Raw genomic sequence first — 19570 nt, 5'->3', positions numbered from 1 at the left:
GCGCGTTTTACTACTTGATTGCGTTACTATCCGCACTATCGTGCAAAGGAGGCTGAAACGATGCCGTCCGTACCCACGCCCTTTAGGGGCCGAAAGAAATCCACGCCTCCTAGTCAGCCCTCCTTCCCGCCGGTTCCCGCGGAGCGCGCCATTGAACACTGCCGCGTCTTTGTCGATGGCGAGGCCCTGCCCGGCGAGTATTCCGCACACTCCGCCTTGGAAACCGTGGCGGAATATGGCCGCGGGTTTGTCTGGGTGGGCCTGCATGAGCCCTATGAATCCCAGATGACGAAGATCGCTTCGCAATTTGGCATACACGAGCTCATCGTGGAAGACGCCGTTATGGCCCACCAGCGCCCGAAGCTGGAGCGCTACGATGACCAACTCTTTGTGGTGGCGCGCTCGGTGAATTACCGCGACCACGATGAAGTAAAAGATAAGCGCCAGATCATTTCCACGGGCGAAATCCAGATGATCATGGGCTCGAACTTCATCATCACCGTCCGCCACGGTGCAAAGCTGCCCAACTTGGCCTACACGGTTGAAGACGAACAGGACTTGGTGGAGCTCGGCCCCGTCGCCATGGCCTGGAAGATCCTGGACATGATGGTGGACCGCTACTCCGAGGTGGCGCGCCTTATTAGCGATGAAGTCGATGAACTCGAAGAGGAAATCTTTACCCCGAACCTCAAATTCGATGTCGACCGCATTTACATGTTCAAGCGCGAAGTCTTGGAGATGAAGCACGCCATTTATCCGCTTTCTGCGGCGCTCAAGGCGATGGTCTCGGATCACAAGGATCTCATCTCTAAGCAGATCCGGTCCTATCTGCGCGATGTCTATGACCACGAGCTCGTGGTCAATGACTTGGTGGCCAGCTTCGATGAACGCCTGACCTCGCTTATTGATGCCTCGGTGGCCAAGGTCACCATGCAGCAAAACTCCGATATGCGCACCATCTCCGCGGTCGTCGGCATGTGGGCCGCGCCGACCCTAGTCGCCGGTATTTATGGCATGAACTTCGATATCATGCCGGAACTGCACTGGGCCTTTGGCTATCCCATGGCAATAATCATCATGGTCGCTGTCGTGGGCGGTTTGTGGGCGTGGTTCCGGAAGAACCACTGGCTCTAGCTGCGCTTATCCATAATCATGGTGCGCAGCGTGGTGCGTGCAACCAGGGTGTCTCCTTGGCGCATTTCTACGCTCCACACGTGGGTCCGCGAGCCCAATTGAATGGGGGTGGCCACCGCTTCTAGCTCGCCTTTACCCGTCGCCTTGATGAAGTCCGTGGAGTTATTGACCCCCATCGCTGGGGCATCGGCAGCCGCGACGCTGGCAAGGGAGGCTACCGTTTCCGCGATGGTGCAATATAGCCCGCCGTTCGCCACGCCCCAGGGTTGGTGGTGCTGAGGGGTCACGGTGAGGTGCGCGCGGGCCTCGGTCGGGCCAACGCGGTCGAAGGTGAGCCCGATGAACTCGGCAAGCCCGCCGTTGACCGAATTTAGTTTCTCCAGTTCCTCCTCGTTGAGCAGGCGCGTGTGCGCGGTGTGAAGTAAGTCATTGAGTATCTGGGTATCTGACATAGCCTTCAAGCTTAGCCGCCAGGGCGGCGAAAGTGAGGCGGTGACGTAGGATAGGCACCATGACTGAAAAGAACGAACTCGCGCACATTGGTGTTGTCGGTCTAGCGGTAATGGGCTCCAACCTAGCCCGCAACTTTGCCCGCAATGGCAATACCGTCGCCGTCTATAATCGCAGCCCGGAAAAGACCCACGCCCTCATTGAGGCCCACGGTGATGAAGGAAACTTTATTCCTTCCGAGTCCATCGCGGATTTCGTGGCTTCCTTGGAGCGGCCCCGCAAGGCCATCATCATGGTGCAGGCGGGCAAGGCCACCGATGCGGTCATTGACCAGCTTGCCGATGCCATGGATGACGGCGATATCATCATCGATGGCGGCAATGCGCTGTTTACGGATACCATTCGTCGCGAAAAGGAAGTGGCCGAGCGCGGCAAGCACTTCGTGGGCGCGGGCATTTCCGGCGGCGAGGAAGGCGCCTTGAACGGCCCGTCCATCATGCCCGGTGGTCCGGCCGAGTCCTGGGAGACCTTGGGCCCCATCCTGGAGTCCATCGCCGCGGAGGTGGACGGTACCCCGTGCGTGACCCATATTGGACCGGATGGCGCTGGCCACTTCGTTAAAATGGTCCACAACGGCATCGAGTACGCCGATATGCAGGTTATCGGCGAGGCCTACCAGCTGTTGCGCTACGGCGCTGGCATGGAGCCTGCCGAGATTGCTGAGATTTTCAAGGAATGGAACTCCGGCGACCTGGACTCTTACCTCATTGAGATCACCGCCGAGGTACTGGCCCAGAAGGATCCGGATACGGGCGCCCCGCTTGTCGATGTCATCTTGGACGCCGCCGGCCAGAAAGGTACCGGCCGCTGGACCGCCATCAATGGCTTGGAATTGGGCGTTCCAATTACCGGGATCGCCGAGTCCGTCTTTGCCCGTGCACTGTCTTCTTCTAGCCAGCAGCGCGCCGCCGCGCAGGAGGGTCAGCTTCCAGCAGGCACGAACGCGGACTTCGACATCGACAAGGATGCGTTCATCGAAGACGTTCGCCGTGCGTTGTATGCCGCCAAGCTCATCGCCTACTCCCAGGGCTTCGATGAGATCAAGGCTGGTTCTGCTGAATTCGGTTGGGATGTCGATCCGCGCGACTTGGCCACCATCTGGCGCGGCGGCTGCATCATCCGCGCTAAGTTCTTGGATCGCATCCGCGAGGCATTTGATACCAATCCAGAGCTTCCCGCCCTCATCCTGGATCCCTACTTCAAGGGCGAGCTGGAAGACCTCATCGAACCGTGGCGCCGCGTCGTCGTCGCGGCAACCCAGATGGGCCTGCCCGCCCCGGTATTCGCGTCTTCGCTGTCGTACTACGACAGCCTGCGCGCCACCCGCCTGCCAGCCGCCCTTATCCAGGGCCAGCGCGACTTCTTTGGCGCGCACACCTTCAAGCGCACCGATAAGCCCGGCTCCTTCCACGTCGAGTGGTCCGGTGACCGTAGCCTGACGCAAACAGACTAAACTGCCGTACACATAGAGGGAGGACCTGCTCGGTGCAGGCCCTCCCCCTTTTAGTACCTGGCCTTAGACCAAGCCGAGCCACGACCAGTAGGTGGCAGAGAGCAGGAGGATGAGCAGGTATCCGACGATGGTCAGCGGGATACCAGAGCGAAGGAATTGTTTGGTGCTAAAGGCACCGGTGCCATAGGCCAGCATATTCTGCGGCGCCGAGACGGGAAGCAAGAATCCGAAGCAGATGACGAACTGCTGAATGACCACGAAGCCGATGCCGCCGTTAGGCACATCCAGCGTGGAGGCCAAAGCAATAAAGACCGGGATGAGCGCGGAGGCAAGCGACGTAGCAGAGGCAAAGCCCAAGTGGATGAGGATATTAAACAGCGATACCAGCGCAATCGTTGCCAGAATCGGCAGCGAATCCAGCCCCATCAGCCCGAAGGTCTTTTCTGATAGCCACGTGGCAGCGCCCGTATCCAACAGGAATGAGCCGAGCGAAATGCCGATGGCAAAGACGATGAGGGTACCCCAGCTCACTGATTTTTGGGCCTCTGGCCAGGTAAACACGCCGATCTTCGGTAACAGCATCAGGGCAACGGCCACAGCGGTAATGACGGCCGAGCTAATCGGGTGCAGCAGCCCTTCGGTGGCCCAGAAGAAGAGCAGGAGCAGGGAAAACCCAATGAGCCTTTTCTCTTCCGGCGAGGTGGGCCCGAGGTCTTCAAGCTGCTTGGCGATGAGCTCTTTTCCTCCCTCAATGCGCTCCGTTTCCGGTTTGATGACGGCGCGCATGATGAAGTACAGCGCAATGGACATCAGGATGGACCACGGTGCGGCCCAAATGAACCATTGGCCCCAAGAGACCGACTGCCCCATTTGATCCTCGATAAACCCCACCGCCACGAGGTTTTGTGCGGCGGCGGTCTTAATGCCCACGTTCCAGATCGATACGGCCTGCGCTGCGGTAATGACGAGTAGAGCACCCAGCTTCGACTCATAGGACAGGCCGAAGGCGGCTACCATACCGAGCAAGATGGGTACTACGGCGCCCGCACGCGCGGTGGCAGAAGGAACGAAGAAGGCCAAGATGATGGCAATCGCAATGGCGCCGATAACGATGTGGGAGGTCTTCTCCCCCGCGACCTTCAGCACGTACAGGGCAATCCGCTTGTGCAGGCCCGTAGCTTGCATCGCCCCGGCCAGAATCAGCGCTGCGGCCACGAGTGCTACCGCGGAGGAGGAAAATCCTGCCATCGCGACCTTGAGAGCGTTGGAGGTGCCGTAGATGCCATCGGATTCTGGATCCGGCCCGAGCCCCAAAAGCAGGGAAATAAGGCCAACGATGAGCAGGGCGCTTACCGGATAGCTCACGGCCTCGGTCACCCACATGATCACCGCGAAGGCCAGCATGCCCAGAGCCACTTTGGCGGGCCAGTCGAGTCCTGGAATCGGGATAAGTAAGACGACCGCTAGAGCCACGAAGGCCAGCGCGAACCACACGGCATCAAGGTGAAACCTCTCCTTCTTCGTGGGCTCTGTTGATTCCTGCGGTGAGGAGTGGGAAGAAGTACTGGCTGCGGATGCTTGTGCTTGAGCCATGTGACGACTCCTTAACAGTTCGGTGTGGCCTTGGAAGGGGCCGGTGAGTGGAGAAAAAGATTTGCGTGCTTCCCAGCACCACCTTCCACGTTAGGTAATAACCAGTGAAATACCTAAAGCAGGGGCTTATTTTTGCTATGGGATTTCTCACTTGTAGCTTAGCCCACCAATCGTGCGTCGGGCGATGCGGGATTTTGCGCGTCCACCAGTTAGAATTGCCCAACGATGACTACTTTTGCCGAACTCGGCTTACCTCAGCGCGTGGTTCACGTTTTGCACGACCAAGGAATCACGGAAGCTTTTCCCATCCAAGCCGCAGCCATCCCCGATGTACTCGCAGGCAAGGACGTACTTGGCCGCGGGCCTACCGGTTCCGGTAAGACTTTTACCTTTGGGCTTCCTACATTGGCCCGATTGGCTGGCTCGGGCGCCTCTACCCCGGGCCAGCCCCGCGCGGTCGTGCTCGCCCCCACCCGCGAGTTAGCGACGCAGATCCAGCAACGCCTCGATGAACCCGCCGCCGCATTAGGGCTGCGCGTTCTCGCGGTGGTCGGCGGCGTCAATATCAACCACCACATCCGCTCTCTGGCGCGTCCAGTGGACCTCTTAGTCGCCACACCTGGTCGCGCTCAGGATCTCATCGCACAAGGCAAGTTGTCCTTTGACAAGGTACAGATCACTACCTTGGATGAGGCAGACCAGATGGCCGATATGGGGTTTCTTCCCCAGGTGCGCAAGCTTTTAAACTACACCCCACCCACCGGTCAGCGGCTGCTTTTTTCTGCGACCCTCGATGGGGATGTTAATAAGCTGGTCGAGCAATTCCTGCACGATCCCGTGATCCACTCCACTGCTCCAGTTGCCGCAGCGGTGGATTCGATGTCGCACCACCTGTTTTTCGTGGGTGATCGCCCCGCTCGCAACGAGGTGGTTATGCGCATCGCCGCGCGCGCAGGCAAGACCATCATGTTCATGCGTACCAAGCACGGCGTGGATAGGCAGGTGAAAAAGCTTCGGCGTGCCGGCATTAACGCTTATCCACTGCACGGGGATAAGGGCCAGGGCGCGCGCACCCGCGCCATTTCTGGCTTTGCCGATGGCTCCATTCCAGTCCTGGTTGCCACCGATATCGCGGCGCGCGGCATCGATATTGCAGACGTTTCACTCGTCGTCCACGTGGATCCGCCTGCAGAACACAAGGCCTACCTCCACCGCGCAGGGCGTACTGCGCGCGGCGGTGCAACAGGCACGGTGGTTACCTTGGTCACCGATGAACAGCGCTCAGAGGTAGCTACCCTCATCAAGAAGGCCGGTGTGAGCGCTACCGAACACGATATTTCCCACCGCGAAAATCCGGCCGGTGCTCCTGAGCTGCGCACGGTCACCGGTGCCCGCAAGCCGCACGGCCCGGCCCTTCCACCGCCGGGCCAAGACGGGTCTAACGGCGCGAGCCAGCAACAAAAGAATCAACCCCCACGCCAACAAAAGCGGCAGGTTGGTGGAGCCAGGAGGGGTAAGGGGCGGCGTCGCTAAGCGCTAGCACAATAGAAAGGAGGATTCGCGCGTGCAGGTTTTATCTACCGCTGACTGGACAACCCGCATGAATGAGCACGAGCGTAGGGCGGCGGACCGCCTGGAGAGGTTTCGCCATCCGGGCAGCTATCATCCCGTATTTGATTTCCTCTTTGAGTACTACCCTGTCCGCCCATCGCACCTAAAGCGCTGGCACCCGGGCATCGACACGGCGCTCAAGGGTAACGCGCCGCAGGCTAGCTGGCGCGATTACCACGAGACTGCGGACGGCATCACCGTGGACGTGGAATCCTATATGCAACGGCGCGGAAGTTCGATTGACTATATCTTGGATCTGCTGCGGCGCTCTGCCACCAACCCGGTGCACTTTGATTGCTTTGGTCTGCATGAATGGGCGATGGTTTACCACACCGATTCCCCACGCCATGATCTCCCGCTGCGCTTAGGCGCAGAAGGAACCAACCGCGTCGTTGATACTCATTCCCTAAAGTGCTCGCATTATGATGCGTTCCGTTTCTTTACTCTGCCGGCGCGCCCGCTCAATCTGACGGTGCTCCACCGTGAGGATCAACCTGCCAATGACCAAGCAGGCTGCGTGCACGTGACCATGGACCTTTATAAATGGGCGTGGAAGCTCGGCCCCCTGGTCCCAGGTGATCTCTTCCTCGATTGCCTGGATCTGGCTATCGATGCCCGCATCCTTGACATGGAGGCCTCCCCGTACGATTGCCGTAATTGGGGCCTTGGGGTAGTTCCTATTGAAACACCAGAGGGCAAGGCGACGTATGTCAACCGTCAACGGGGCCTCGCGCAGCGAGCGCAACCGCTGCGCGAGCGGCTTGTCGCAGTAATGGAAAGGGCTTATTGCCAGTTACACTAGATTAAACGCATCATGCGCTGGCTCGGGAGTTTTGGAGAAAGGCACTACATGGCACGGCACTCAAACGGGGAAAACAGATTCGCACTAGCTGGCTGGGTTATCGCGGTTATCATCATCGCAATCCTTGCCGTCATCGCACCGTTGATTTTCCTGTTGCGCGCTGGGGATGACTCTGGAGAGCCTACGGCCGCAGAAACCGCGTCCCAATCCCCTGTGGAAAGCAGCCCAGGAGTCTCCTCCTCCGCTCCGAGTACGCCGGACGACGGCGAAGAGGCTTCGGGCTCGGCTTCCTCTTCCACCGTGGAGATGGCCCCCAATACTCTCCTGCTCGTTGATACTTCTGCGAATATGACCGCGATGTTTGATGCAACGCAACAGGCGCTATCTGGCACCGCGGAAAAATTGAGTGACAACAATAGCCAGGTAGCCTTGTGGAACTATTCGTCCCCCATTTCGGAGGCCGCGTCGGTGGGTTACCGCGATAACCTCGGATTCGGCAATGGCGCTGCGGTTCCGGATACGCTCGCGGCATTCGGCACCGGTGGGGTGCCGCAATCGCGCAGCGCCACAATTGCCGCGCTGAACACCGCTGCGGATCAGGCCGCCGGTACCAACCGGAAGGCACGGGTGCTCCTCGTGACAACGGGCACCGAGCTCGATATGGACGATGCCCAGTTTGCCGCCGCTCTTGACGGCGCGAAGTCAGACAACGTAGAGCTATCCGTCGTCCACGTGGGCCCAGGGGCTATCGATGAACAGCTAAAGAACGCCGCTGACAACTTCACTAGCGTCGATGCGGGTACGCAGGAGGACCTCAACGCCGCGATGGATAAGGCCGCTGGGGTTTAAACAAAAAAGTTCTCCCTCCACCCCCGTGAGCTGGGGTCTGGAGGGAGAACTTATTAAGAGGACTTAGGAACTCTTGCGGTTGCGGCGAGCGGCGAGCTCATCCAAGCCAACCACGTTGTCATCGGGCAATTCCTCGATGCGCTCTGCGGGGAAGGACGTAATCGTGCCGGACAGTTCCTTCAAGATTCCCGGCACTGCGATGCCGAAGACACCCTGCCCGCCGGCGAGAAGGTCAATGACCTCATCATTGGAGCGGCACTCGTACACGGTAGTGCCATCAGAGACGAGGGTGAGCTCAGCCAAATCGTTAACGCCGCGGTCATGCAACGATTCCACGGCCAAACGGATATTCTGCAGGGAAATGCCGGTGTCGAGCAGGCGCTTGACAATCTTGAGGACCAAGACGTCCTTGAAAGAATAAAGGCGCTGTGAACCCGAGCCGCGGGCGGTGCGAATGGAGGGGTTGACCAAGTTGGTGCGTGCCCAGTAGTCCAACTGGCGATAGGTGATGCCAGCAACCTGGCAGGCGATGGGCACGCGGTACCCCACTTCTTCGTCCGGTCCCACATCAAAGAGGGATTCTTGGACGTACTGGGACTCGGACTGAGTGTCCTCGGTGATGCTCACGTAATTACTCCAATGGGGTTTGTTGGAAGCTCTAAAGATCAATTAAATGCCAAGCGCACACCCCCGTCAAGCGGTGCTTGCTTAACCTTCGAGTACAACTTTAGACTTTAAAAACCACATTGTCACCATTAGTCACACGCGTGTCATTAATTTTTTTCGTCTTCTTCCCCCGTGTGGAAATCGGATTCATCCATGCCAAGGCTGCGCATCATCTCTTCGAAATCGGCATCGGCCTGCGCGTTTCCGGATGCAGAGGTGCTTTCCTCGGCGGAGGAGGCATCGCTGTCTTCCCAGTCCTGTGTGGGGGTAGGAAGCTCGAGGTCGAAGTATTCCTTGATGTCCTCCTCGCTGGCGAAGACGGATACCTGCGCCAAGAGCGCAGATTCGGCAACGATGGGCACCTTAAAGTACTCGGCTACCGCCAAGGCATCGCTTACACGCGCATCAAAAACTTCACCTTGCGCGGTCTGAATATCCACCATGAAGGTGCCTTGATGGTGGTTGACAATCTCGATGGCCTCGACGCCACCTGCAGCCTCCAAGACCTCGCACAGAAGATCGTGGGTCGTGGGGCGGTTCGGGCGCTGGTCAGCAAAAACGGTAGCCAATTGGATTCCGTCTACGGCCGAAAGCCAGACGGGAATGAGGCGATTGTCTTCGGGCCAACGCAGCAGTGCGCAGACATCATCTTCTGGCCCAAGCTGGTGAATGCCGTGAAATTCAAGGGTTACATCACTCATAGCTACCACTCTCCCACATGGGAGGCAGCCATGGTGAGTTAGCCGTTAAATTCGTGGCGCAAATCCGTCTTTACCAAGGTGGCATGCAAAGAAACCACTAGCGCCGTCATCTGCTGGGACAGTTCTTCTGCCTGCTGGTGAGCGGTATCGGAATTCGAGTGCGCTACGGGGGCCGCAACCTGCGAAATCAAATCTGCTTGGCGGCGTGCGCTATTGCGCAGGGACTTCAGCTGGCTAGCGCTAAAGCCGAAGGCCTGCAACGCTACCGCGGCAGAAGCAATGGCCACGTCGTCGGTATTGAAAAATCCCGCGGCATCCGGCTTAATGAGCTTGTCCTTGATAAAGGTGGCAATATCCGCCTCGGATGCTCCGGCTTGCTCTGCTACCTCGGCATCGGTCAAGCGCGTTACCGCGGGTGCTTTGAACTGTTGCGGGGACAGCAAGGTCTCCGCATTGCCAGCAGAAACAATGGCGGTGACCTGGCCAGAATCCATCGCTTCCAGCTGCTCGCGGATAACCTTAAGCGGGGTGTAATTATCCCGCTGGGTGGTCAAGATATAGCGCAACCTATCCACGTCTTCCTGCGTGAACCGGCGGTAGCCGGAGGCAGTGCGCTGGGGAGAAATTAGCCCCTCTGACTCGAGGAAGCGGATTTTAGACACAGTGACATCAGGGAACTGCTGATTCAGCGTTTCTAAGACCACGCCAATGGACATGGTCTTAGCCTTCTTCGTGTTCGGGCTTTTGCGGCGAGCTGATGCCGCCGCGGATTCTGCTGCGCTCACTGTGTCTATCTCTTTAAAAGTGTCTCAGTAGTCGTTGGATATAAAAAGGAGACTAAACCGCTTTAACCAAGTACGGCAAAACGGCTTGTCTGCTGCGGTTTTAGTCCTGCTTGGTGATGAAGACGAGGCGGAATTTACCGATCTGAATCTCATCTCCCACCTCGAGCACCTGCGAGTTACGCGGCTCGCGGTTGACGTAGGTGCCGTTCAGGGATCCCACGTCTACTACCTCGAATTGGCCGTCATCATTCTTGCGGAATTCAGCGTGGCGGCGGGAGACGGTGACATCATCCAGGAAGATATCTGCCTCTGGGTGGCGCCCTGCCGTGGTGGTGTCCTGATCCAGCAGGAAGCGGGCACCGGCATTGGAGCCGCGCTTGACTACAAGCAACGCCTGGCCGTCCTCCAAGTTTTCCGTACCTACCGCAGAGGTCTCGGTTCCCTTGGTGCCATTTTCCATTTCCTTGAGCAGGTCAGCGCGGAATACAGAGGTGGTCTCCACCTGTGGTTCCGGGGTTCCGGTGTTCTCGCTCATTGTTACCTCCGGGGATTAGTTTTGAGTTACTTATACCAATAATAGCGACTCTACCGAGTCTTTGATCTCTCAGTGGGCAATTATTTCACCGGAAAATGTTTCCGATGCCGCTCAACACGGAATTTCCCTGCCCCGCAAGGGGGTTATCAGAGACCATATAGGTCCACGTTGCGCTTGGACGGTTCAACCCAGAGTCTGCTAGGTGTGCCCCCTCGGCGTCAATAGGCACCTGCCTGAAGGTCTCTACGGCCTGATCTACCGCCCGCTGCGCCAAGTCCTTAAATTCGCGCACCGCGATGCGGTGATATTCGTCAATTGGGGTCTCGCGCGCGATGGCGCGCAGGTGAATGGATTCGCGCACATCATCGAGCAGCTCGAGGTGATCGGCCCAGCCCATGTCCAGGTGATACAGCATGATTTCGCGCGCTGCCTGGGTGCGCGCCGCCTCCGGGATATCCGCAAGCTCGCTCGCCCGCTCTGGGGCGCGCTCGGCAAGTTCCTGCCACGCTTGGTCTGTATCCAATAGCGCTGCACGGCGCTTATCGATGATGATGCGCTGGTCCGCCAAGAGCTGGTTATACTTCCAGGTTTGCGCGTGAATTTCTAGCAATTGGCCCTCTGTTACCCGCTGACAATGGGCGACAAAGTCCTGCACTCGTTTGGATTCGATGAGCCCGCTAGGGCCAGGTTGCGCGCTGACCTTTTCCCCAGCTCCGCCTTGTTGCACCACATCATCTTCCAGGGAGACGAAAAATAGCGCCAAGCCTGGGTCCCCTTGGCGCCCTGCACGCCCGCGCAGCTGGTTATCGAGCCGCGCGGTGCGGTGCCGAGAGGTTCCGATCACGGCAAGGCCGCCGCGTTCGGCCACCTCATCGTGGTCGGCCTCATCGGCACCACCGAGCTTGATGTCGGTACCGCGGCCGGCCATTTGTGTGGAGACGGTTACCCGCCCAATATCGCCGGCTTCGGCGACAATCTGTGCCTCTTCGCGGTTATTTTTGGCGTTGAGCACGTTGACTTCGATATCGCGATCGCGCAAGGCCTCCGCCAAATTTTCTGATTCCGCAACGTCTTGGGTTCCCACAAGCACTGGTTGACCGGCTTCGTGCAGGTGGGCAATTTCTTCGACGATGGCCGCTGACTTCTCCCCTATGGTGGCAAAAATGCGATCTTGTTCATCGAAGCGCTGCAGTGGCTTATTCCGATCGATAACGGAAACGTGCAGGTCATAAAATTGCCGCAGCTGGTCGGTGGCCTCTACCGCAGTACCCGTCATTCCACAGACCAGCGGGTACCGTCGCATGAGTTCTTGCAGGGTAATCGTATCGAGGATGCGCCCGCCCTCAGAGACTTCCAGGCCCTCTTTGGCCTCTACCGCTGCCTGCAGCCCGTCGGGCCAGCGTTGCAGATCGGCGACGCGACCACGGGAGGCATCGATAAGCTGCAGCTTGCCGTCCACCACGATGTAGTGAATATCGCGTATCAACAGCGCCTTTGCGTGCAGCGCCAAGTTGACCTTGACGAGGACGGTGCCGATATTGTCCTCGGAATAAAGGGAATCGATGCCGAGCTCTCGCTCTACGCGGGCTGCGCCGACATCGGTAAGCTGCACCGTGCGCCCGTCATCTGAGATGACGTACTCGTGGTTCTCTCGGAGGCGGGAGACCACATTGGTAATTTGCCCCGTGGGAGCTTCACCGGGGCGATTTCCTGCCAGAATCAGGGGCACGAGGGCCTCATCCACTAGGACGGAATCGGCCTCGTCCACCAAGGCGACATCGCCAGGCGCCTGCACCGTCTGTGCGCGTTCGGTGATCTGGTTATCGCGCAATAGGTCAAATCCCAATTCATTGACCGGGGAATAAATAATATTCTGCGCATAGGCTGCGCGGCGCTCATCCGCGCTCATGCCCTCCGTGACGGAGGCTACCTGCAGCCCAAAAAATTCCACGACAGGCCGCATCCATTCGGCATCGCGGCTGGCCAGATAGTCATTGACCGTCACGACGTGGACCCGCTTTCCGGTCAGCGCGAAACCCGTTGCTGCCATCGCGCCAACGAGCGTTTTGCCCTCACCGGTGGCCATTTGAATGACATCGCCGGTAAGCAGGCGCAGTACCGCCTGTGATTGCACGGTAAACGGGTGTAAGCCCAGGGTGCGTTCGCACGCGACGGCCAAGGCGCCGAGGAATTGCGCCTTGTCAGCGACCTCGCCGCCGCGCACCGCATCGCGGGCGGCTTGAGCTACGGCAGCATCGTCGCTCTGTGCGAGTTTCTCCGCGGCGGAGCGAGCTTCATCCACGATGGCCTTGGATTTCTTATCGTTTCGCTCGCTTTGCGAACCCATCGCTTTCCAGAACCAATCGAATGCTCCCACGACAATTCCTCCTTTAGGGGCTGGCTGCCTACGACTCTAGTCAACCTCATCTGGCTTGGAACTTATGGGGCCGTTATTGTAGGTGCCATGCAATCCGTCAATGTTAAGCTGCCGTCCAGCCGAGGAACCGAGATGGCAGGAACCATCGACTTTCCTGATGCTCCCCCTCTCGCCTTCGCCGTCTTCGCGCATTGCTTTGCCGGCTCGCGCCATACCCCTGGCGCGGCCCGCACCTCGAAGCAATTAACGGAATTCGGCATCGCCACGCTGCGCTTTGATTTCCCCGGTTTGGGGCAATCAGAAGGCGAGTTTGCGGACACTACGTTTAACCAGAATGTCGACGATATCCGCGCCGCAGCGGACTGGCTAGAAGAACATTATTCCGCACCGCAGATGCTCATTGGCCACTCCCTGGGCGGTGCGGCGGTGCTCAAGGCCGCCACGGCAATGAAAAAGATTCGGGCCGTTGCCACCATCGGCGCCCCCTTCGATCCGGCGCACTCCGTGCTGCACTACGCGGATAAGATCGGCGAGGTAGACGCTAATGGCGAGGTCGAGGTCGTCCTAGGCGGCAGGGCGCTGACCATTTCGCGTAAATTCCTAGAGGATTTGGCAGAAACCAACCCAGAGGAATACCTGCCGCGGTTGCGCAAGCCACTCTTGTCCCTGCATTCTCCCATCGACCAAACGGTGGGCATCGACAATGCGCAAAATATTTTCCGCATGACCCGCTACCCCAAATCCCTCGTTTCGCTGGATAAGGCCGATCACCTGCTCACCAAGCAGGGAACCGCAGCCCGCGCCGCTGATCTGATCGGTGCCTGGTCCCAGCAATTTATTGTTCCCGACTATGAGCCCGAGGAAGTGGGCACCGACGCCGCCGTTGCCCGTCCCGCTACCGGCACCAAGTTCGGCGTCGTGGTGCGCCACAATGATCACTCCGTGACCGCGGACCGCACCAAAAAGGAAGGCGGCAAGGGCAAGGGCTTTACCGCAACCGGCCTGCTCATGTCGGCCTTGGCAGCTGCCTCCACCCAGGCCATCAAGGAGGCCGGCAAGAAGCTTGCGCTTGACGATGTCCACGTGACCATCACCCAGACCGGTACCACCTCCTTCGAGCGCCGCATCGAACTAAAAGGCTCCTTGAGCGATTCCGATATCGATGCACTGCGCGCAGCCGCGCGTGATACCGATGTCGAGCGCATGGCCGCCGGCGCCACCATCACCGATATCGTGGACTCCAACTAATGGTGGCCCTCAATCCCATCGCCGATTCCCGCCGCTGCCCCTGCACGAGCGGGCTGAGCTTTGGCGAATGCTGCGGCAAGTACCATGCCGGTGCCAAAGCTCCCACAGCCGAGGCCTTGATGCGGTCACGCTTTAGCGCCTTCGTCAGCGGCGATGAGGACTACCTCCTGCGCACCTGGGATCCGGTGACTCGGCCGAGCTCATTGGACTTGGCTGACTCCCCCATCCGGTTCTACCGCCTCGATATCCTCGATACCGAAGGCGGTGGTCTTGTAGACGATGAAGGCATCGTGGAATTTGAGGCCTTCTACAAGGGCGAGGCAGTGGGCTCCCAGCGGGAGCGATCGTCTTTCCGGCGCCTGAATGGCGCATGGGTCTATTCCACCGGCGAGCTTTGATGCAGGTCATGGCCTTGATTTCACTGTGGAATTATCCTGATGTAATCTAGGGCAGTCGCAACAAATAATGCGACGCCGGGCTATGGCGCAGTTTGGTAGCGCACTACACTGGGGGTGTAGGGGTCGCAGGTTCAAATCCTGTTAGCCCGACAAATTATCCCACGGCTATGGATTTACTTCACGGCCGTGGGATTTTCTGTGTGCCTCGCCTACACCGCAAATAGGATGGCGAGACCAAGCAGTATAAGCACCGTGGGGAATAAAACGCTCTCCCACTTCTCTAGTGCTTCTGCTACGGCTGGCCGTGTGGCCACAAATTTCGCCGCCGCTACAAGGCCTGCGACCAAGACGAGGAATACGACGCAGTACACCGCGATATCTGCGGGCGAAGACGTGGTAAATACCGGCAAGTACACACCGATATTATCGCCGCCATTGGCAAAGGTGACCCCGGCTACCGCAGCGATACTGAGCTTCTTTCCAGAAACGTCATCGTCGTCTTCCCCGCGAAAAGCCTCCCAGGCTGCCCAGATACCAATGGCTAAGGGAATAAGCCCGAAAAAGCGTATCCAGTCTTCCGGAAGAATGGCGCTAAGTCCCAGACCGAGTGCTACAGAGACCGCGAGGATTCCCAAAAATCCCAGGTACTGGCCCAAAAGGATGGCTTTGGTCGTGCCCTTCCTGCCCGCGCCACGGGCAAAGAATAGCGAGAGAACAACGATATCGTCGATATTGGTGACGATGAATAAGACGATTGCGGATGCGAGAGTAGTAATCACCTAATCAGCTTAACGTATCCACCGATGACAATTGTCATGGAAACTTCGTGACACGACCCCTGTTATTAAAAGCGCAAACGTAGTTAAGTGCAAGACATGAAAACTACACGTATCCCTAACTCAGGTTCCTCAACAGCGATTGAGGTACGCGACGTAGAAAAAGTCTTCGCAGCGAACTCCTCGCATTCAGTGCGAGCACTGAATGACGTATCAGTCTCCATCGCCACCGGAGAAATCGTAGCGTTGTTAGGTTCCAACGGCGCTGGAAAGTCCACACTCATTGACCTTATCTTGGGCCTTACCGAACCTTCTTCCGGCGCTATTACAGTCCAAGGCAAAAGCCCCCAGGAAGCGATCAACAACACACAGCTAGCAGCGGTGCTCCAATCCGGAGGTCTTCTCCCCGAGCTCACCGTAAGCGATACCTTAAAGATGATTTCCGCTACCTTTGCCCAGCCCCTAGACATTGGCGAGGTCGCACATCACACCAACTTAGAACCGATATTGTCTCGACGAGTGGGCAAGTGCTCCGGCGGCGAGCAACAACGTCTTCGTTTCGCGCTTGCGCTCCTGGGTGACCCACAGATACTCATCCTTGACGAGCCGACTGCCGGTATGGATCCAGGCGCTCGCCGGGACTTTTGGGCGTCCATGCAGCACCAGGCTGAGCTCGGGCGGACCATCTTCTTCGCGACACACTATCTCGAAGAAGCGGACAATTTTGCTGAAAGGATAGTGCTTTTGCACAAAGGGGAAGTTGTGGCCGATGACAAGGTAATTGACATACGTAGCCGCGGCGAGGTCCGAAGAATTACGGCCCAATTTGACGGCAGTATCCCTCCAATGAGTGCGCTACCAGGCGTTACCGAAGTCACCCGCACTGGAGATCACATTCAAATGACTACCTCAGATTCGGATTCACTGGCCCGTCATCTTCTTAACCACACAGGCGCCTATGACCTCACCATTAGCGCTCATAGTCTGGAAAATACTTTCCTCGCTCTCACCGATGAGCACAACTAATCCAATTCTCCTCCCGCCAGCCCCCCAAACGAAAGATTCCAACCATGTCTAATAGTTCCACCGCGCCTGCGTTGAGTAACACAATGCGTTTTGCTGGGTACAATTTTCTCCGGCTGCGCCGCAACCTCGCCCCGCTATTTTTCACCACCATTTTGCCGGTATTTTTCTATTTACTTTTCGGCACACTAATGGACTTTGGCAGCCTTCCTATTCACAACGGTAACTTTGCAGCTCTCCAAATGATCAGCATGGCCCTGTACGGCGGTGTCGCCGGTGCGGTGGGAGCCGCTGCTTCTTCAGTCACTGATGCTCGATCCGGTTGGAGACGCCAACTAGCGCTTACTCCGCTGCGCCCTCACCAGATCCTCTGGGCGAATATCACCTCCATAGCATTGCAAGCTCTGCTCCCCATTGCAGCAGTGTTTCTCACTGGTGCATTAACTAAGGCTGACATGGAGCCCCACCAATGGGTTCTGTCCTTTCTTGCGTGCGCTGTTGTCTCTATTCCCTTTGGCTTATATGGAATGATATGGGCACTTGCTTTACCGACGGATAACTCCGTGGCCATTGCTTCTTCCTCTATTGTCCTCCTGCTGTTCGCCGCCAATGTCTTTATCCCCCTATCTTCCTCACTTATGGCGTTGGGCCGCTTTACACCCCTTTTTGGCCCTGTCGTGTTGGCTCAATGGCCATTGGCAGAAGGGATGCAACTGCTCAATGATGCCGATGGCACGGTTAATCATTCCTTGTGGAGCGCGGGACTAAACTTCGCCGTATGGACCGCAATTTTCGTCGGAGCCTGCACAGCGCTGCTCCACCGCGACAAATCACGAATGTAATGGATTCATTCCACTCGCCTTTCAAAGGATTCGCTACAAATAATGCGGTGTTTGCCAGCGTTTGGCTTATATTTCTGCTCTTCAGCTTAATTCTCAATTTCGTTCAGCCTGGTGTGGACGCTACGCAGCGCCTAGGATCCACTGCCTGTGTTATCGCTTTCAGCGCCCTATATTTCTTCAGCTTTGGTTCGGTGACTTACTACCCGCGGGGCTGGAACTTACGTTATCGCTTGGCTGCTCGGTGGTCTGCCTTAGCGCTCATAGCACTTATCTCCATACCCTTCTTTGGAGTTTATGCCACCACATTTGTGCCCTATCTAGCTGCATTCCTCGGTTTTCAATTACCACTGCGCCGGGCATTATTATGGGTACTTCTTACCGGACTCGTAGTCACAGGTGCCTTGTGGAGCGTCGATTCGCAGGACCTCTTAGGGACATTCATTGTGATATTCGGCTGGCCAATTTTGCTGGTGTTGCTAGGCACAATGTCTCAAAGAGAAGACTCGCGCACGGATTTAGAGCATCAACTCGATCTGGCTCGCCAACGTGAAGACATTGCCACCGACGTTCACGATTTGCTCGGTCACTCGCTTACCGTCATCAATTTAAAATCTGAGTTGGCACAGCGGCTAGTAGACGTAGATCCGACTCGAGCTCGAAACGAGCTTCAAGAAATAAGTGACCTTTCCCGTAAGAGTTTGGCAGAAGTCCGCTCCACAGTTACCCGGATGCGCATGCCGACCTTCGAAGGAGAAGTTCAGGCAGCACGACGAGCATTCGATACTACAGGGATTCAAGCGCATCTTCCTGCCAACGTCCAAGCCGTAGGACTTTATGACGCCGCCTTTTCCTGGGCATTACGTGAGCTCACTACTAACGTTATTCGCCACTCAGGAGCACAGCACTGCTGGGTTAGCATAACCCAAAATAAGCTCCAAGTCGTAGATGATGGTTGCGGCTTCGATCCGGAAAAGCAGTACCAAAGTGGCGGGCTACTCGGGCTGTACAAGCGAATAGAGGACAGCGGCGGGAAGTTAATTATTATGAGGAAGGACAACCGCACCATAGCGCTGATTACTATGAACGGTGATACCGAATTACTACCCTTGGACAGTGAAATTGGTTCCGATGGCTGAGACATCTCCACCCATCCGTATCCTTATCGCAGAGGATCAATCATTGGTTCGCGGCGCCCTTGTCGCTCTCCTAGCTACCGAACCAGATATTGACGTAGTTGCTCAATGCGCGACTGGCAACGAGGTTGCGGGGCTCGTTGCCAAGCACAACGTGGAGGTAGCTCTACTCGATATTGAAATGCCTGGAAAAAGTGGTCTAGACGTAGCTGAAGAGCTCTCCGACAGTCCATGCAAATGCCTCATCGTTACTACTTTTGGCCGCGGCGGCTATGTAAAACGTGCTATAGATGCCAACATCGCTGGGTTCATAGTCAAAGACACTCCCCCAGAACAACTGGCGGAGGCAATTCGCCGGGTGAAGGCTGGGCTCCGGGTTATCGATCCTGCCCTGGCACGAGAGAGTCTTTTTACCCCGGACAACCCGCTCACACCCCGGGAACGAGAAATCGCGCGGCTTTTATTATCTGGGGTGACTTCCTCAGAACTGGCGCGCAAAGTGCATCTTAGTCCAGGCAGTGTGCGCAACATCGTGTCAAGTATCATGACAAAAACCGCTGCGAACAACCGCTACGAGGCTGCGACGAAAGCCCAAACTCAGGGCTGGATTTAAAGAACACATTTTTCTCCAGCCCAATTGAACCGCGTTTCCAGAAAAATCGGCCATAGACATAAGCTTAAGCCCCGCTCCTGTCTGGAACCGGGCTTAAGCGTTATTTAATTAGAAATTAGGGCGAGAACTACTTGTTCTCGTCGTCACCGTCGTTATTGGTGCCGAGCTTGTCATCAATGACGTCGCGGGCCTTGTCTACCTGGTCTGCCTTGTCTTCGCCCAGCTTGTCCTTGGCAAAGTCCTCGGCCTTGTCCAAACCTTCGTTGGTAACTTCCTGGCCCTTTTCGGAGTTCAGTGCTTCCTTTGCCTTGTCAAAGATACCCATTGCTAATCCTTTCGTTGTTTACTTCATCTAACCATTGCCGTGCGCGGCAACACTGCCCACGATAACGACGCTGCCGAGACTTCGCCACCAAAGGTTGTCAGAAGTTCTAAAGTGATAGCGTGGACCTGACCCCCAGATGGTGGACACCTTGAAACCAGCATCTCGCTGGGAAGTGAGGTACCTTTCCACCATGCCA

20 protein-coding genes and 1 tRNA gene are annotated in these 19570 nt (G+C 57.2%); 12 read left to right on the top strand and 9 right to left on the bottom strand.

The window, feature by feature from the left end; translation table 11 throughout:
- The first annotated feature begins 60 nt into the window (after positions 1-60).
- Entirely contained in the window at positions 61-1134 is a 1074-nt protein-coding gene (gene corA / locus QP908_RS05805) for a magnesium/cobalt transporter CorA (RefSeq protein ID WP_005279244.1), read from the top strand.
- Here the strand turns inward: corA and QP908_RS05800 are convergent.
- Positions 1131-1586 (bottom strand): PaaI family thioesterase, encoded by a 456-nt coding sequence (locus QP908_RS05800; protein WP_284771860.1) that lies wholly within the window; start codon positions 1584-1586, stop codon positions 1131-1133. The genes corA and QP908_RS05800 overlap by 4 nt on opposite strands.
- A gap of 59 nt (positions 1587-1645) precedes the next feature.
- Here QP908_RS05800 and gnd point away from each other — a divergent pair, with 59 nt between their 5' ends.
- Positions 1646-3097, top strand: coding sequence for an NADP-dependent phosphogluconate dehydrogenase (gnd, locus tag QP908_RS05795; RefSeq protein WP_284771859.1), 1452 nt, complete (start codon positions 1646-1648; stop codon positions 3095-3097).
- 63 nt (positions 3098-3160) lie between these two features.
- On the opposite strand, the gene QP908_RS05790 is transcribed toward gnd, so the two are convergent.
- Complete coding sequence (locus QP908_RS05790; protein WP_023022292.1) at positions 3161-4690, bottom strand: SLC13 family permease; 1530 nt, start codon at positions 4688-4690, stop codon at positions 3161-3163.
- Between the two features lie 225 nt (positions 4691-4915).
- Here QP908_RS05790 and QP908_RS05785 point away from each other — a divergent pair, with 225 nt between their 5' ends.
- The 3 genes from QP908_RS05785 to QP908_RS05775 all read left to right on the top strand — a co-directional run bounded on the left by QP908_RS05785 (position 4916) and on the right by QP908_RS05775 (position 7952).
- Complete coding sequence (locus QP908_RS05785) at positions 4916-6223, top strand: DEAD/DEAH box helicase (RefSeq protein WP_284771858.1); 1308 nt, start codon at positions 4916-4918, stop codon at positions 6221-6223.
- 67 nt (positions 6224-6290) lie between these two features.
- On the top strand, positions 6291-7103 hold the full coding sequence (locus QP908_RS05780) for a 3-methyladenine DNA glycosylase (protein WP_410756183.1): 813 nt from the start codon (positions 6291-6293) through the stop codon (positions 7101-7103).
- A 48-nt stretch (positions 7104-7151) separates the two neighbouring features.
- Complete coding sequence (locus tag QP908_RS05775; protein ID WP_284771856.1) at positions 7152-7952, top strand: vWA domain-containing protein; 801 nt, start codon at positions 7152-7154, stop codon at positions 7950-7952.
- Between the two features lie 63 nt (positions 7953-8015).
- Here QP908_RS05775 and QP908_RS05770 read toward each other — a convergent pair whose 3' ends face one another.
- The 5 genes from QP908_RS05770 to secA2 all read right to left on the bottom strand — a co-directional run bounded on the left by QP908_RS05770 (position 8016) and on the right by secA2 (position 13016).
- Positions 8016-8579: a MerR family transcriptional regulator gene (locus tag QP908_RS05770; protein WP_005282882.1), complete on the bottom strand. Its 564-nt coding sequence runs from the start codon at positions 8577-8579 to the stop codon at positions 8016-8018.
- Between the two features lie 146 nt (positions 8580-8725).
- Positions 8726-9319 carry a bifunctional nuclease family protein gene (locus QP908_RS05765; RefSeq protein ID WP_284771855.1) on the bottom strand — a complete coding sequence of 198 codons (594 nt, stop codon included), beginning with the start codon at positions 9317-9319 and terminating at the stop codon, positions 8726-8728.
- A 38-nt stretch (positions 9320-9357) separates the two neighbouring features.
- Positions 9358-10104 carry a transcriptional regulator FtsR gene (ftsR, locus tag QP908_RS05760; protein ID WP_034659152.1) on the bottom strand — a complete coding sequence of 249 codons (747 nt, stop codon included), beginning with the start codon at positions 10102-10104 and terminating at the stop codon, positions 9358-9360.
- A gap of 100 nt (positions 10105-10204) precedes the next feature.
- A complete protein-coding gene (odhI, locus tag QP908_RS05755) occupies positions 10205-10639 on the bottom strand; it encodes an oxoglutarate dehydrogenase inhibitor Odhl (protein WP_023022279.1) in 435 nt (144 codons plus the stop codon).
- Between the two features lie 85 nt (positions 10640-10724).
- Entirely contained in the window at positions 10725-13016 is a 2292-nt protein-coding gene (gene secA2, locus QP908_RS05750) for an accessory Sec system translocase SecA2 (RefSeq protein WP_284771854.1), read from the bottom strand.
- Between the two features lie 87 nt (positions 13017-13103).
- Between secA2 and QP908_RS05745 the strand changes: the two genes are divergently transcribed.
- From QP908_RS05745 to QP908_RS05735, 3 genes are all read left to right on the top strand, one after another.
- On the top strand, positions 13104-14264 hold the full coding sequence (locus tag QP908_RS05745) for a bifunctional alpha/beta hydrolase/OsmC family protein (protein WP_284771853.1): 1161 nt from the start codon (positions 13104-13106) through the stop codon (positions 14262-14264).
- Positions 14264-14662, top strand: a complete 399-nt coding sequence (locus QP908_RS05740; protein ID WP_284770696.1) for a YchJ family protein — start codon at positions 14264-14266, stop codon at positions 14660-14662. The genes QP908_RS05745 and QP908_RS05740 overlap by 1 nt, the downstream gene beginning before the upstream one ends.
- A 76-nt stretch (positions 14663-14738) precedes the next feature.
- Positions 14739-14812 (top strand) — tRNA-Pro (locus tag QP908_RS05735).
- A 59-nt stretch (positions 14813-14871) separates the two neighbouring features.
- Here QP908_RS05735 and QP908_RS05730 read toward each other — a convergent pair.
- Positions 14872-15441 carry a cadmium resistance transporter gene (locus QP908_RS05730; protein ID WP_284771852.1) on the bottom strand — a complete coding sequence of 190 codons (570 nt, stop codon included), beginning with the start codon at positions 15439-15441 and terminating at the stop codon, positions 14872-14874.
- A gap of 96 nt (positions 15442-15537) precedes the next feature.
- Between QP908_RS05730 and QP908_RS05725 the strand changes: the two genes are divergently transcribed.
- From QP908_RS05725 to QP908_RS05710, 4 genes are all read left to right on the top strand, one after another.
- The gene (locus tag QP908_RS05725) at positions 15538-16464 is read left to right on the top strand and encodes an ABC transporter ATP-binding protein (protein WP_035108509.1); all 927 of its coding nucleotides are present in this window, start codon (positions 15538-15540) and stop codon (positions 16462-16464) included.
- An 83-nt stretch (positions 16465-16547) separates the two neighbouring features.
- Complete coding sequence (locus tag QP908_RS05720) at positions 16548-17303, top strand: ABC transporter permease (RefSeq protein ID WP_284771927.1); 756 nt, start codon at positions 16548-16550, stop codon at positions 17301-17303.
- Positions 17303-18439, top strand: coding sequence for a sensor histidine kinase (locus QP908_RS05715; RefSeq protein ID WP_284771926.1), 1137 nt, complete (start codon positions 17303-17305; stop codon positions 18437-18439). The genes QP908_RS05720 and QP908_RS05715 overlap by 1 nt, the downstream gene beginning before the upstream one ends.
- Positions 18432-19049, top strand: coding sequence for a response regulator transcription factor (locus QP908_RS05710; RefSeq protein ID WP_284771851.1), 618 nt, complete (start codon positions 18432-18434; stop codon positions 19047-19049). Before QP908_RS05715 ends, QP908_RS05710 begins: the two co-directional genes overlap by 8 nt.
- 127 nt (positions 19050-19176) lie before the next feature.
- Here the strand turns inward: QP908_RS05710 and QP908_RS05705 are convergent, their stop codons facing one another.
- Positions 19177-19374 (bottom strand): antitoxin, encoded by a 198-nt coding sequence (locus QP908_RS05705; protein ID WP_023022261.1) that lies wholly within the window; start codon positions 19372-19374, stop codon positions 19177-19179.
- Positions 19375-19570: the final 196 nt, after the last annotated feature.

Origin of the sequence: Corynebacterium sp. MSK204 (genome assembly GCF_030229885.1) — a bacterium.
Classification (GTDB): Bacteria; Actinomycetota; Actinomycetes; order Mycobacteriales; family Mycobacteriaceae; genus Corynebacterium.
Note: the sequence above shows the minus strand (reverse complement) of the source record. Positions and strands in the feature narration are given on the sequence as shown.

Excerpts from the sequence above, each read along its gene's own strand:
- QP908_RS05765 (WP_284771855.1), bottom strand. The coding sequence starts at position 9,319 with ATGAGTGATGTAACCCTTGAATTTCACGGCATTCACCAGCTTGGGCCA.
- QP908_RS05705 (WP_023022261.1), bottom strand. The coding sequence starts at position 19,374 with ATGGGTATCTTTGACAAGGCAAAGGAAGCACTGAACTCCGAAAAGGGC.
- QP908_RS05740 (WP_284770696.1), top strand. The coding sequence starts at position 14,264 with ATGGTGGCCCTCAATCCCATCGCCGATTCCCGCCGCTGCCCCTGCACG.
- QP908_RS05785 (WP_284771858.1), top strand. The coding sequence starts at position 4,916 with ATGACTACTTTTGCCGAACTCGGCTTACCTCAGCGCGTGGTTCACGTT.
- QP908_RS05745 (WP_284771853.1), top strand. The coding sequence starts at position 13,104 with ATGCAATCCGTCAATGTTAAGCTGCCGTCCAGCCGAGGAACCGAGATG.
- QP908_RS05725 (WP_035108509.1), top strand. The coding sequence starts at position 15,538 with ATGAAAACTACACGTATCCCTAACTCAGGTTCCTCAACAGCGATTGAG.
- QP908_RS05790 (WP_023022292.1), bottom strand. The coding sequence starts at position 4,690 with ATGGCTCAAGCACAAGCATCCGCAGCCAGTACTTCTTCCCACTCCTCA.
- QP908_RS05800 (WP_284771860.1), bottom strand. The coding sequence starts at position 1,586 with ATGTCAGATACCCAGATACTCAATGACTTACTTCACACCGCGCACACG.
- gnd (WP_284771859.1), top strand. The coding sequence starts at position 1,646 with ATGACTGAAAAGAACGAACTCGCGCACATTGGTGTTGTCGGTCTAGCG.
- QP908_RS05710 (WP_284771851.1), top strand. The coding sequence starts at position 18,432 with ATGGCTGAGACATCTCCACCCATCCGTATCCTTATCGCAGAGGATCAA.
- QP908_RS05715 (WP_284771926.1), top strand. The coding sequence starts at position 17,303 with ATGGATTCATTCCACTCGCCTTTCAAAGGATTCGCTACAAATAATGCG.
- odhI (WP_023022279.1), bottom strand. The coding sequence starts at position 10,639 with ATGAGCGAGAACACCGGAACCCCGGAACCACAGGTGGAGACCACCTCT.
- QP908_RS05775 (WP_284771856.1), top strand. The coding sequence starts at position 7,152 with ATGGCACGGCACTCAAACGGGGAAAACAGATTCGCACTAGCTGGCTGG.
- corA (WP_005279244.1), top strand. The coding sequence starts at position 61 with ATGCCGTCCGTACCCACGCCCTTTAGGGGCCGAAAGAAATCCACGCCT.
- QP908_RS05780 (WP_410756183.1), top strand. The coding sequence starts at position 6,291 with ATGAATGAGCACGAGCGTAGGGCGGCGGACCGCCTGGAGAGGTTTCGC.
- QP908_RS05720 (WP_284771927.1), top strand. The coding sequence starts at position 16,548 with ATGCGTTTTGCTGGGTACAATTTTCTCCGGCTGCGCCGCAACCTCGCC.